The organism is Sandaracinaceae bacterium, from assembly GCA_016706685.1.
Lineage (GTDB): Bacteria > Myxococcota_A > Polyangia > Polyangiales > Houyiibacteriaceae > JADJJE01.
Genome location: JADJJE010000001.1, coordinates 790,372 through 803,218, shown reverse-complemented (window position 1 = coordinate 803,218; position 12,847 = coordinate 790,372). Strand labels below are relative to the sequence as shown.

Below are 12,847 nucleotides of genomic sequence, written 5' to 3'. Positions count from 1 at the left end.
CTTCTCTCAGGTCTGGCCCTTGGCCTCGTAGTGCGCGGTCACGGCTTCGTAAGCGCGCATCAAGCGGTCCACCAGAGACTGCGCCACCTGGCGCTTCTCGTCGCTGGCTTGCTTCTTCGGGTCGTAGCGCTCGCGCAGCTTGAAGTACTGCTCGCGCACGGCGTCCAGCGTGGCACCCGGCTGCAGCTCCAGGTTGGCGAGGTATTGCTCCAGCTCACGGCGCAGCAGCACGCGGCCAGGAGGCAGCGGGTCCAGCGCGCCTTGCGGGGTGTTCGCGACACTCGCCTTGGCCACCGGTGAGGTGGCCCCCGCTCCGGCAGCGCTGGCCGCGGACGGCGCCCCCGCGCGCGACGCCTGCCGCTCGCGAGCCTTGCGGCGCAGCGCAGCCTCGGCTTCGAGCTCGGCGTCCGTGAGCTCCGCCACGCGCCGGCCTCGAACGGTGGCCGTGCCTCGAGGGCCTGCTGCGTCCCGCGGCTGGCTCATCCGGTGCTCTCGTCTCCAGGGTCGGCGTCCTCGCCCGTATAGGCCGGCGGCGGTGTGGTGACCGGCGCAGGCGGCCGGGGCAGCGTCAGCAGCCGGCCGATGAGCTGCTGCGAGTACTGGTTCAGCTCGCGGAACACCACGCCCATGCCGGGCGGGTCGTCTTGCACGCGCACCACCTCGCCCACGCCCTGAATCGTCTCGACGTCGTCCATGAACACCGTGAAGCGCAGGTCCACCAGCGTGCCGATGGCCAGCGGGCTCTGGGACTTAACGAACGCTCCCGTACGCGAGATGTTCGTGACGTACTCGTGCACGAACGCGTCGAAGGACTCGAACTCTTTGTTGATGGTGACGCGCTGTTCGCGCCGCGCGGCGTCCGAGCCATCGGTCGCAGCGGGAGGGGGACGGGTGCTCATGCTCACGGGGTAAGGCTCGGAGATCTCTCGGGTGTCGTCAATCCGCCGTGCCGCATCAGTCTGCGGCCAGGTCGAACTGCTCGAGGTGGTAGTCGCGGCGAGGCCGCAGCACGATGCGCCGCTGCAGCCGCTTGGCCGCCTCTTCGAGCGCCTTCTTCTCTTCGCGCTCCAGCAGGTCGCACACCGCGGGGTGGGCGCTGATGGTGATCTTGTAGCCGGGCAGGGCGTCCTTCTCGCGCCGCATCTGCCGGAAGATCTCGTGGCAGACCGTGGTCTTGCTCATGAGCTGGCCGGTGCCGTCGCAGAAGAAGCAGGGCTCGTAGAGCGTGCGGCCCAGCGACTCGCGGGTCCGCTTGCGGGTCATCTCGACCAGGCCCAGCTCGCTGATGCGCACGGCGGTGGTCTTGGCCTTGTCCTTCTTCAGCGCCTTGAGGAACGCCTTGTAGACCTTGTCCCGGTGCGCGGCCTTCTCCATGTCGATGAAGTCGAGCACGATGATGCCGCCGATGTTCCGGAAGCGCAGCTGATACGCGATCTCCTTCACGGCCTCGAGGTTGGTCTGGAAGATGGTCTCGGCGACGTCCTTGCCCTTACCGGTGAAGCGCCCCGTGTTCACGTCGATGGCGGTGAGCGCCTCGGCCTGGTCGATGATCAGGTAGCCGCCCGAGGGCAGCGGCACCTTGCGCGACAGGGCACGCGTGATCTCTTCTTCCACGCCGTACTCGTCGAACAGCGGGTCGTCGCCCTCGTAGAGCCGCACGTCCCCGGCGCGCTCCGGCAGGAACAGCTCCAGGAACTCCTTGAGGCGCTGATACTCCTTGGGATCATCGATGATGATCTCGCTGATCTCCTCCGTGAACATGTCGCGCGCAGTGCGCAGGATGATGTCCGGCTCTTCGTAGAGCAGCGTGGGGGCGCGCTTGACGGTCTTCTGCTTCTCGGTGGTCTTCTCCCAGACCTTCACCAGGTAGCCGATGTCCGACTTGAGCTTCTTCTTGGTGAGCCCGGCCGCCAGCGTGCGCACCACCACGCCACCCTCGGGCGGCTTGATGGCGTCGATGACCTCTTTGAGGCGCTTGCGCTCCTGGTCCTTGCCGATGCGCTTCGACACGCCCACGTGGTCGATGGTGGGCATGTAGACGGCGTAGCGACCTGGCAGGGCCACGTGCGCCGTGACGCGCGCGCCCTTGGTGCTGATGGGCCCCTTGGACACCTGCACCAGGATGTTCTGCCCCTCGCGCACCACCTCGCGGATGGGGGTGCTGCGGGATACGCGCTGGCTGTTGGCCGCGGCGTTCTGCCGGTTGCGCCCCTCCGGCCCCTTCGCGTCCACGTCGTCGGCGTCCAGTAGGTCGCTTTCGTCCTCGTCCGAGGAGGTGCGGGCGGTCGGGTCGGAGGCTGGCAGGAGATCTTCCACGTGCAGGAAGGCTGCCCGGTCGAGGCCCACGTCCACGAACGCGGCCTGCATGCCGGGCAGCACGCGCGTCACTCGTCCCAGGTAGATGTTGCCTACCGGGGAGCGGTCCCGCTTTCGCTCCACGTAGAGCTCGCCGAGGATCCCGTCTTCGATGAGCGCGACCCGCGTCTCACCGATGTCCACGTTGATGAGCAGACTGTTGTTCGCCATGCAGAGACCTTTGGGGGACGCTCGGGATGGGACGATGAGCGTCGTGGTAAGCGCGCCGGGGGCTCATGCGAGCTGGACCGCCGTCGCGAGGAGTGGAACGGTTGCGAGGTCGTCGCGTGCCGGGCCCCACGTGACCGAATGGCCATTGGGGTACCCCGAAGCGCCGCGTTGCTGGGCGTGTTGCCCGCTGCACGGCCGGGAGCGCGCACGCTGCCCGTCACATCGACGCCGGTATGAGGATCAACCATCTCGCGGCCGCAGGATATACGAACCCGCGGAGCGGATGTAGGCCGAGGTGGAAGAATCGTCACCTGGCCCGGGGGCCAGGGTGCTCAGACCGCTTCGTCGAAGATCGACTCGATCTCCGCCGTGATCTTTTCCTCGTCCCGCCCGCGGGCCACCGAGATCTCCTTGACGATCAGGTTGCGGGCGGTCTCCAGCATGCGGCGCTCGCCGAACGACAGGTTTTTCTCGCAGCGCAGCCGGTAGAGGTCGCGCATGACCTCGGCGGCGTCGAAGGGGGAACCGGTCTTGATCTTGTCCATGAAACCCCGGTAACGGCGGTTCCAGGTCTGGTTGTCGAAGGCCACCGGCTCTTCGTTCAGGATCTCGAAGATGTCGGTGATGTCCTCTTCCGAGAGCAGCGAGCGGAGCCCGACGTTCTTGGCGTTGCTGACCGGCACCATGATCTTGTCTGCGCCTGCAGCGCTCTTCGGGTCGTTCCCGAGGATCTGCAGGATGTAGAACTGCATCTTGTTGCCGCCGATGTCGCGCTCTTCGATGGCCACGATCTCGGCCACTCCGCGGGCGGGATACACGGCCTTGTCGCCCACCTTGAACTGGTGCTGCGTCTGCATGAGGACTCCCTCAACAATGAATCGTCGGTGATCGCGAGGTGCGCGACCGAGCGAAGGGGTCGCCTCGACCAAACCACGCGGCCGCGTCTGAGCGGCTCGTCAGCTTGACGAGCGCGCCGGATGCGTGTCCTCAAGCCCGAACTCGGACCTGAAGCCGGCCAATACTACGCGACCACGCGGGCTTCGTCAACCGAAGCTGAACGGCGGTTCAGTTTCAGGGGCTACTCGAGAGAGGTGAGATCCGGCAGCTCGTCCAGGTTGGGCAGCAGCACGATCTCGATGCGGCGGTTCAGCGCGCGCCCGGCCTCGTCGTCGTTGGACGCCATGGGCTGGGTGTCCGCGTGTCCGGCGGCAGAGATGCGGTTGGCCGGCACCCCCTGGGTGATCATGTGTCGCGCCACCGTCACGGCGCGGGCCGTGGACAGCGCCCAGTTGTCCGGGAACTGCCGCGTGCGGATGGCCAGGTTGTCCGTGTGGCCTGCGATCTGGAACTCGCGGTTGTCGATCTCGCGGAGGACGCTCGTCACCTCGTTCAGGGTGGCGAGGCCCTCTTCCTTCAGCTCGGAGCTGGCGGAGTCGAACAAGATGCCGGTGGGCAGCTCCACCACCATGCGATTGCGCACGATGCGCACCCGCAGCCGGCCGCTCTCGATCATCGACCGGAAGCGCTCGATCAGGCTGCGGAAGGTGGCCACACGGGCTTGGGCCTGACGCTCACGCTCACGGAGCTCCTCGAGCGCCCGGCGGGTCTCGGCCAGGTTGGCCGCCAAGGTGGAGCGCTCGCCCTCCAATTCCTCGACGTTTTGCCCCAAAGCGCGCAACCGCTGGGCCAGCTCCGTGTTCTGCTCGCCGAGGGCGGCCAAGCGGGCGTCCACCTCGGCGCGCTGCCCGTTCGCGGTCTCGAGGGCCGACTCCAGCTCTCGGACGCGAGCGCGCTCGGCGTCCAGGTCTTCTTGCGAGGGCCCGCAGCTGGCCGTGGCGGCGGCGGCCAGCCCCAGAGACAGGCACAGAGCGAGGGGAGGGAGGCGGCGGTGCGAGCGAGGGGTAGCGGACATGGGCTTCTCCAGTTGGCCGCACCCTACCGGGCCGAGATCGGCGCTGTCAACGCGCGCGGCGGATCGGCGGCAAGCCCCTGGATCGCAAAAAGTGGATGGAATTTTCACTTTTGCGACGATTTCGTAAAATCGAATGATTTCGAGATGTTATTCCCTATTTGGCCCCCTTTCTCGGTCAAAAGAGACAAAGTTATGTATAAATTATGTGCGGTTGTGCTTGACACATGACGTGACGTGACAATACGGTACGTTTGTTCTGCTGACCCCATCTGGAGGAGGTCCTATTATGGCTACCAAGAAGACGACCGCTAAGAAGGCTGCCCCCAAGAAGGCCGCCACCAAGAAGGCTGCCCCGAAGAAGGCCGCCAAGAAGGCTGCCCCGAAGAAGGCCGCCAAGAAGGCTGCCCCGAAGAAGGCCGCCAAGAAGGCTGCTCCGAAGAAGGCCGCCAAGAAGGCTGCTCCGAAGAAGGCCGCCAAGAAGGCTGCTCCGAAGAAGGCCGCCAAGAAGGCTGCTCCGAAGAAGGCCGCCAAGAAGGCTGCCCCTAAGGCTGCTCCGGCCGCTCCGGCTGCCTGAGAGTTCTCGGCGGGCGCCCCATGAGTTGGGTGTCCGCGTCGCGGGAACGCCGCGCGTAACCACCCCATCTGTGGAGCCCCCGCCGATGCCAAGCCCCACAGCGCACCACCCGACGAACCACTAGGTTCCGAAGGAGTCCGCTGAAAGGGCCGCCCGGTGGGAGGCAGAACAAAGAGCGCCCCGACGATTCCCTCGTCGGGGCGCTCTTGATCGTCTTGTGGGATCGCTCAGACGCGCCGTTCGCCCGCGAGCAATGCGTCTCGGCGCGCGGGCTCCTGTCGCAGGGCCAGCGTCTTGCGGCGGTCCACGCGCACGGCCCCAGCAGGGTATCCACGTGGCTTCACCACGTGACGGCGCTCGGCGTAGATCACCTCCACGAGCGACTCGTCTCGCGCATCGCTGGAGTGCGCGGCCAGGTGGGCGGCATCGATCAGGAGATCGCTCGGGAGCTCGGCGCCGCGTATCAAGGGGATGATCACATGTGAGCCGGCCCGGCCCTCCACGTGCAACCACACGTGATACGGCTTGGCATGGTGGAGCGTGAGCGCGTCGTTCTCGCGGGCGGAGCGGCCCACCCAGATGGGGTGACCACTGCTGGACACGAAGCGGCGAAACGGGTTTCGCTCTTGATCCGCCTTGTTCGTTGGGCGGCGCTTCGCCGGGCTGGCGCGACCCACCGCCGACGGGGCGGTGTCGTCCACCTCGCGGATGCCCAGCCCGAGCGCCGTCTTGGCGATGGCGTCCAGCTCGGCCAGCGTGGTGGCGGCGGCGCAGCCCGCGGCAAGCTCCCGTACCTGCCCCAGCTGGGCCTCGGCCAGGAGCCAACGCTCCTCGGCCACCTTGACCCCACGCTCGAGGCGCCGCGCCTGGTGATAGAGCCGGGCCGCGCGATCGGCCGGTCGCTCACCGCGCTCGAGGGGGATGCGCCGCTCGACGGGTGGGTCCGCGCTCCAGTCCTGCGCCATCACCCAGCCGGTCCCATCTGCAGCGCGCTGCGCCTGATGGCCGTGAGCGAGCAGCAGGTCGGCGTCGAGCCTCAGCTGTGGCGCGTGGTCGGCCCGCGCGGCGTCCGCCTCGATGGCGTGCAGCTTGCGGGTCAGGCGCTTGAGGGTCCGGGCGAGCGCCGTGCCGAGTGAGCGCCGGGCGCTGGTCAGCAGCTCGCTGGCCTCCGCACGCAACAGGAGGGGGCCATGCACCACCAGCTCGGCGCGCGAGAGCCGGGCGTCGTCGGTGGGAGTCGGGGGCTCCCCGGCAGGTACACCAGGGTGGGTGACCAGCACGGGCTGACCATCCACCAGGAGGGTGACGGCGCCCCGCTCGCGGTTCACGAGCAGCCATGCGCTGACGGGGCTGCTGATGTCGGCGTCCGGTGCCCCCGCAGGCGAAGGGCCTCCCGTGGGCTGTGCCGTCGGGGCGGGGTCTTCGGCCAGCCGCAGCTGAACGGCGAGGCCGCTGGGGGTCTCTTCCACCGAGAGCACCTCGGCCCCCTCGAGGCGCCGTCGCAGCCCCTGCGTCAGCGCGTCGGCCGGAGCGCCCCGTGGCCGCGTGGGCACGAGCCCAGCACCCCAGGCGGGCGCACGGGTCCCCAAGAGCAGCACCTCCGCGTCGCCGTGGCCACGCAACGAGAAGGCGAAGAGCGCCGCGCTCGGCCGGTCGATGCGGGTGATGCGACCGAGCGTGCGCATCGCTCTAAGCGTCGAAGAGCGCTTGCAGCTCGGTCGCGCGCCGGAAGGACTGCGACGACTCGATGGCCACGTAGGCGCGCTCGGACTCGGCCAGGGCCTGGTCGATCTCGTAGAGCAGCCCCTCGCTGATGCGGGCGCGCTGCCCCACGGTGGGCACGCGGGCGTACTGGAAGGGCCCGCCGACCGGGGCAGGGGTGCTGAGCGGGTCGAACGCGGGGACGGTGTTCAGCTCGAGCGCCCGCACGGCGAACTCCTCGGGCTCCCACAGGCCGCGGGCCTCCCAGACGATGGTCACGCCATCGACGCGCAACAGATCCAGGCAGGCGGACAGACGGTCGCGGTCGCGGCGGCTCGGCGTGATGTCGGCCGACGTGCGCACCACCAGGGCGAAGGCGCGCAGGGCCACCAGGGCGTCGCGCAGCCAGGCCACGCGGTCCATGACGCCCTCGTCGATGCGCAGCTCCCCCGCAGCGCCGCGGAACGTCCCGAGCGGCGCCTCGAGGGCCAGCTCGAAGTCGTCGGCCAGGTCGTCACGCCAGCGGGCCAGCGTGCCGGCGCGCGGCACCGGCAGCGGGGGGCGGATCTCGGCGAAGCGCAGGGCGCTGGCGTATTTCTTTCCGGGGGGGCGCTCGAGTTGAGCACCAGCGAGACGTGACATGCGAGCTCTCTGCGTCGGACCGGCTCCGCCCGCGCGAGAGGCCGCGCTCGGCTCGCCATCCGAAGGCCCTCTAGTTAGTGCACGGACCCCGTTGGGGCAACCGGGGGGCCATCCCGAACCTCACCGCTCATCCACCGAGTGAGCGCGGAACTCGCCAGCGGCGCGCCAGAAACCCCGCTATCCTGCCCCTCGTGTTCGACCTCGCGCGTCTCTCTCTGCCAGCCCCGGGTCCTTTCTGCCTCGCCAGCGCCGCGCTGCTCTTCACGCTCGCGGGAGGGGCCCCCGCCCACGCCCAGGACTGGGGCCTGACCATGCGGCCCGGCACGGGGATGCAGCCTGCGCCGGGGATGCGTCCGGGGACCACCATGCGCCCCGGGGTCAGCATGCGGCCCGGCACCAGCATGCGTCCCGGGACCAGCATGCAGCCCGACGATCCCGGCGAGACCGGCACGGCCACGCAGCGTCCAGGCCCCGCCGGGCAGCCCACGGGCAGCGAGCCGGACGGCGAGCGCACCGAGACCCTGATCACGCGCTACCGCGCCATCCTGGATAGCGACCCGCGCGAGACGTTCGCGTTTCAGCGTTTGGTGGACCTCTACCGCGAACGCGACGGCAGCGTGGACCGCCTGCAGGCGGAGCTGAGCAGCGAGGTCAGCAGCAACCCGCAGGCCTATCCGGCGCGCATGATCCTGGGCCACCTGTACAAGGCGCAGCAGCGGCGCGCCGAGGCGCTGGCGATGTACACCGAGGCGGCGGCGTTGCGCCCGAACGACCCGGCTCCGCATGGCGCCCAGGGGCGGCTCGCCGCAGCGGCTGGCGACCTGCCCGGTGCACGGGCCGCGCTCGGGCGTGCGCTCACGCTCACCCGCGAAGACCAAGCCCAGCGTGACCTGCGCGAAGAGCTGGCCCAGCTGGCGCTCGCCGCCAACGACTTCGACGACGCCGCCGCGCACTACCGCGAGCTGGCTCGCGGGGCTGACGCCGGCATCTACCAGCGCACTGCTTTCGCGCGCGCGCTCACGGGGCTCGGCCACCACCAGCGCGCGATCGAGGAGTACGAGCGCGTAGTGACCTCGCTGCGCGGCGACAACCGCGTGCTGGCGCCGGTGCTGCGCGAGCTGGGGCAGGCCCAGCTGGGCGCCGGGCAGGTGCAGGAGGCCATCGCCACCTACCAGCGTGCGCTGCGCGTGGCGGGGCGCGAGTCCGGCGTGCGCGCCGAGATCTACGACGGGATGGTGGAGGCCTACCGCCGTGGCGACCGGCTGGCCGAGCTGATCACCGAGCTCGAGGCCGGTGGCGGCGGAGGCTTCGAGGAGCACGAGCTGGTGGCGCGCCTGCACGACGAGCTGGGCCACGAGGAAGAGGCGCTGGTGGCCTACCGCCGCGCGCTCGGCAGCAACCCGCGGCACATCGACACGCGGGTGCGGCTGGCGCAGCTGCTGGCCCGCTCGGGGCGGCTGGACGAGGTCATCGCGGAGTACCGCCAGCTGATCCGCAGCGCCCCGCGCGAGCCGCGCTTCGTGGTGGAGCTGGCGCAGCTGCTCATGCAGACCGGGCAGCGCGAGGAGGCCCTGCGCCTGGCGGCCGGGTCCAGCCGCCAGTTCGGCAGCGACCCGGCGGTGCACGAGGCGCTGGCCGAACTCTACACGCGCTGGGGGGAGACCGAGCTGGCGCAGCGTGAGGTGGAGCAGCTGGTGCGCATCGACCCGAGCGACCCTGCGCACCTCATCGCGCTGGGCGAGCAGCTGCTGGATCAGGGGGACGAGCCGGGCGCGGTGCGTGTCTGGCAGCGCATCCTCACGGCCGAGCCCGACCGCGCTCGCGCCTACGCCACGCTGGCCGGCGTGTACGCGGACCACGCCATGGACGCGCGCGCGGAGGAGGCGTACCGCGAGGCGCTGCGCCTGGCCCCCGACGACGTGGAGCACGCGCGTGGCCTCGCCACCGTGCTGGAGCGTCCGCTCGACGGGGAGACCCCGCAGCAGCGCGCCGCGCGCGACACGGAGGCCATCGAGGTCTGGCAGCGCGTCATCGCCATGGACGGAGTCGAGCGGGCTGCGCGGCGCGAGGCGCGGCGGCGTGTGGTGGCCATCTACGGGCGGCGGCGCTTGCTGCAGGCGCAGCTTGGCGTGTGGACCGTGGCGTTCTCGGCCACGCCGCCGGACCTCGAGGCCGGCCGCTACCTCAGCGAGGCGCACCTGCAGCGCCGCCCGCGCGACCTGCCGGCGGCGCGCGCCACGCTGGCGCGGCTCATCGAGCTCGCGCCGGGAGACGTGGAGAGCCTCATCGCGCTCGAGCGCGTGCACGTGGTGGAGGGTGACCGCGCGGCCGCCATCACGGTGCTGCGCCGCTTGGTGGAGGCCGACGCCCGGCGCGCGCCGCGCTACCTGCAGCAGATGGCCGAGCACGCCCACGCGCTCTACCGCGACGAGGACGCCGTGGCGTTCGCCGCCGAGGCCGTGCAGCGCTCGCCCGACGACGCCGAGGGGCACCGCCGCCTGGGCGAGCTCTACCGCTCGCGGCAGGACACCCCGAACGCCATCGCGAGCTACCGCCGTGCCATCGAGCTGAACGAGCGGCTCTTCACCACGTACTTCCAGCTGGCCGAGCTGCATCTGGCCGCCGGCGACGCGCGGGCGGCGGACGCGCTGCTGCGCCGCGTGATCCGCTCCTCCCCGGACGACGAGCTGGTGTCCCAAGCGGCCCGTGTGTCCATGCAGATCAACCTGGGCGAGGGCACCCTCGAGACCCTCGAGCAAGAGCTGCTGCCCATGGCGCTGGCTCACGTGCAGCGGCCCATCTTCCGCAAGCTGGTGGTGGACCTCTACGACCAGATGACGTCGCCATGGATTCAGCTGGCCACCAGCTCGGGCGCCGAGCGCGCGGCCGCCGAGGCCAACCTGAGGCGCCTGGGCGCACGCGCCATCAAGCCGCTGCTCGAGGCGCTGGCCGACGAGGACCCTCGTCAGCAGCGCATCGCGGTGGAGGTGCTGGGGCACCTCGGCAACCCGAACGCCGCCGGGCCCCTGCTCGCCCTGGCGGAGAACGACGAGCGTGACGGCGACCTGCGCATGCGCGCGCTGACCGGCGCGGGTGCGGTGGCGCCAGACACGCTGGCGCCGCGCTTCCAGGTGCTGGCCACCGGCGCCGAGAGCCGCCTGCGCGGGACCGCCGCGTGGTCGCTCGCCCGCATGGGCGGCCGGCGCGTGGTGCCCATGCTGCGAGCCTTGCTGGGCGAGGGCGATCGCAGCGTGCGCGCCTTCGCGGCGCTCGGCCTCGGGCGTGCGCGTGAGCGTGCTGCCGCGCCGGCTCTCCGCGCGCTCCTGGCGGACGATCCGGATCCCTCGGTGCGGGCCTGCGCGGCCTGGGCGCTGGGGCGCCTCGGGATGGCCGAGGACGTGCCGGTGCTGGTGACCTCGCTGCGCAGCGCGGGCGAGGGTCTCTTGGCGCGCGCTTCGGCGCACGCCCTCGGTCAGGTCGGCACGGCCGACGCGCGCGAGGCGCTGGCCTATGCGCTCTTCGACGTGGCCGAGGGGCAGCACGAGGCTGCGTCCCAGGCGCTGCATGCCATTCCCAGCGCGAGCGCTGCGGCCGGCACCGACGAGAGCCCGTTCCCCGTGCCGCAAGGGGCCGCGCAGGCCACCGACTACCTCCCGCTGATGCTGGACATCGCGGCCACGGGCGGGGCCATCGAGCTCGAGCCGCTGCGTGGCGCGCTGGTGGACGCCGCGCGAGATGCGCTTCGCGGGCCGGTCGAGTCCGTGCGCGGTGCGCTGGTCCTGCTGGCGGCGGGTCCCGCGGGGGCCGGCGTCGGAGGGCCGCGCACGATTGGGCTGGGTGCCCTGACCCGTGACCTCGAGCGCTGGGAGCCGGGCGCGCGCGAGCGCGGGCTCACGCAGCTGGCCGCGCTCGGCGCGGCCCTGGTTCCGGACGTGGCCGACGCCACCCGGCACCCGGACCGCAGCGTGCGTGAGGGCGCGCTGGTGGTGCTGGCGCGGCTGTCGGGAGACGCCGTGGACGCGGCGCTCGCAGGGGCCCTGGGTGACTCCGAGCCCGCCGTGGTGGGCGCTGCGCTGCGCGTTCTGCGGGAGCGGGCGCCCACCGACCAGACGCTCCAGCAGGTGACGCTGCTGGCACGTGACCACGCGCACTGGCCCACTCGGCTCGAGGCCACGCACACGCTTTCGCGCTACGCCAGGCCGCTCGAGGGCGCGGTGGCCCTCTCGGCCGCCCAACAGGCCACGCTGGTCCAGCACCTGGTGGAGCTGGCCACGGAAGACCGATACGCCTTCGTGCGAGAGGCGGCCATCGCGGGCCTTTCGGGCAGCACCGCGGGTCCGGCACGAGCCGGCCTCGAGCGCGCGCGGGACACCGACACGGACGGCAGCGTTCGTCGCGCGGCCGCCGCGGCCCTGCAACGTTGACGCGAGCACTGACAATAACGTACTACTCCCGCTGCGTCGGTCGCGCTCTGCGACGAGCAACCAGGATTAGCCGTTGGCATGGATGAGTACGTTGGGATCGTATGTGGACAGTGCGACGCGTTTTGCCCCATGGGCGCGCCTCGCTGTGTCAACTGCGGAGTCCTGCTCGGTGCCGCGGCCGCGTTGAGTCCCCAAGCTGGGGCGGAGGAACCGATGGAGCAAGCCCGTAACTACGTCTGCAAAGAGTGCGCGAGCCCCGTCCCGGCGGGTCACAAGTTCTGTGGTGGCTGCGGTGGCGAGGTGCCCATCCAGGTCCAGACGGGCCAGGTGGACTTCTTCGGAGCCATGCAGACGCCCGGCAAGGCGCGCCTCATCCTCATCCGTGGCGACCAGGGCGTGGACGGCCTCAGCTACGTGCTGCAGGGCAGCGAGCACATCGCCGGCCGCGAAGAAGACCAAATCATCTTCCCGGACGACACGTGGCTCAGCCCCCGCCATGCCAACTTCCTCTACGAGGGCGAGCGCCTCATCGCGCGCGACGAGAAGAGCACCAACGGCATCTTCCTGCGCATCACGCAGCCCGTCGAGATCGCCCCGGGGGACACGTTCCTGTGTGGCGACCAGGTGTTCCGCTTGGACGCCACCCCGCCCGATGCCTCGAGCCCGGCCGACGACCAGACTTACTTCTACTCCTCGCCCCGGCGCCCCAGCCCCTTCCGCGTCACGCAGGTGTTGGTCGGCGGCGTGGACGGCATCGTGTTCTGCGCCCGCGAGGCCTCGGCGGTCATCGGCCGCGAGGACTGCGACCTCAACTTCCCGGAGGACATCTACATGTCCGGCAACCACGCGCGCATCGACAACGCCGGTGGTCGCTTCATGCTGACCGACACCGGGTCGCGCAACGGCACCTACGCCCGCATCAAGGGCCAGGCCGACCTCAACCACGGCGACTACCTCTTCCTCGGCAAGCAGCTGCTGCGCGTCGAGGTGACGGCCTGATTCTGCGCTTGGGCGTGCCGCTCATTTCGTTCGGCTGCCCAACACTCCCTTGACCCTTTCTCGCGAGCC

10 protein-coding genes are annotated in these 12,847 nt (G+C 70.6%); 3 read left to right on the top strand and 7 right to left on the bottom strand.

The annotated features are described in order from the left end of the window. Positions 1-6 precede the first annotated feature (6 nt). From IPI43_03380 to IPI43_03360, 5 genes are all read right to left on the bottom strand, one after another. On the bottom strand, positions 7-483 hold the full coding sequence (locus tag IPI43_03380; GenBank protein MBK7773169.1) for a hypothetical protein: 477 nt from the start codon (positions 481-483) through the stop codon (positions 7-9). After that, positions 480-899, bottom strand: coding sequence for a PilZ domain-containing protein (locus IPI43_03375; GenBank protein ID MBK7773168.1), 420 nt, complete (start codon positions 897-899; stop codon positions 480-482). Before IPI43_03375 ends, IPI43_03380 begins: the two co-directional genes overlap by 4 nt. A gap of 55 nt (positions 900-954) precedes the next feature. Next, positions 955-2,526, bottom strand: a complete 1,572-nt coding sequence (locus IPI43_03370) for an Rne/Rng family ribonuclease (protein MBK7773167.1) — start codon at positions 2,524-2,526, stop codon at positions 955-957. 332 nt (positions 2,527-2,858) lie between these two features. Next, entirely contained in the window at positions 2,859-3,383 is a 525-nt protein-coding gene (locus IPI43_03365; protein MBK7773166.1) for a CarD family transcriptional regulator, read from the bottom strand. Between the two features lie 221 nt (positions 3,384-3,604). Further along, positions 3,605-4,438, bottom strand: a complete 834-nt coding sequence (locus tag IPI43_03360) for an OmpA family protein (protein MBK7773165.1) — start codon at positions 4,436-4,438, stop codon at positions 3,605-3,607. Between the two features lie 286 nt (positions 4,439-4,724). Here IPI43_03360 and IPI43_03355 point away from each other — a divergent pair, with 286 nt between their 5' ends. Further along, positions 4,725-5,012 (top strand): hypothetical protein, encoded by a 288-nt coding sequence (locus tag IPI43_03355; GenBank protein ID MBK7773164.1) that lies wholly within the window; start codon positions 4,725-4,727, stop codon positions 5,010-5,012. A 227-nt stretch (positions 5,013-5,239) separates the two neighbouring features. Here IPI43_03355 and IPI43_03350 read toward each other — a convergent pair whose 3' ends face one another. Both IPI43_03350 and IPI43_03345 read right to left on the bottom strand, forming a co-directional pair. Beyond that, positions 5,240-6,697: a DUF814 domain-containing protein gene (locus tag IPI43_03350; protein MBK7773163.1), complete on the bottom strand. Its 1,458-nt coding sequence runs from the start codon at positions 6,695-6,697 to the stop codon at positions 5,240-5,242. Between the two features lie 4 nt (positions 6,698-6,701). After that, positions 6,702-7,355, bottom strand: a complete 654-nt coding sequence (locus tag IPI43_03345) for a hypothetical protein (protein ID MBK7773162.1) — start codon at positions 7,353-7,355, stop codon at positions 6,702-6,704. 191 nt (positions 7,356-7,546) lie between these two features. Here IPI43_03345 and IPI43_03340 point away from each other — a divergent pair, with 191 nt between their 5' ends. Both IPI43_03340 and IPI43_03335 read left to right on the top strand, forming a co-directional pair. Beyond that, positions 7,547-11,779, top strand: coding sequence for a HEAT repeat domain-containing protein (locus IPI43_03340; GenBank protein MBK7773161.1), 4,233 nt, complete (start codon positions 7,547-7,549; stop codon positions 11,777-11,779). A gap of 213 nt (positions 11,780-11,992) precedes the next feature. Continuing rightward, entirely contained in the window at positions 11,993-12,778 is a 786-nt protein-coding gene (locus tag IPI43_03335) for an FHA domain-containing protein (protein MBK7773160.1), read from the top strand. The last annotated feature ends 69 nt before the right edge of the window (positions 12,779-12,847 follow it).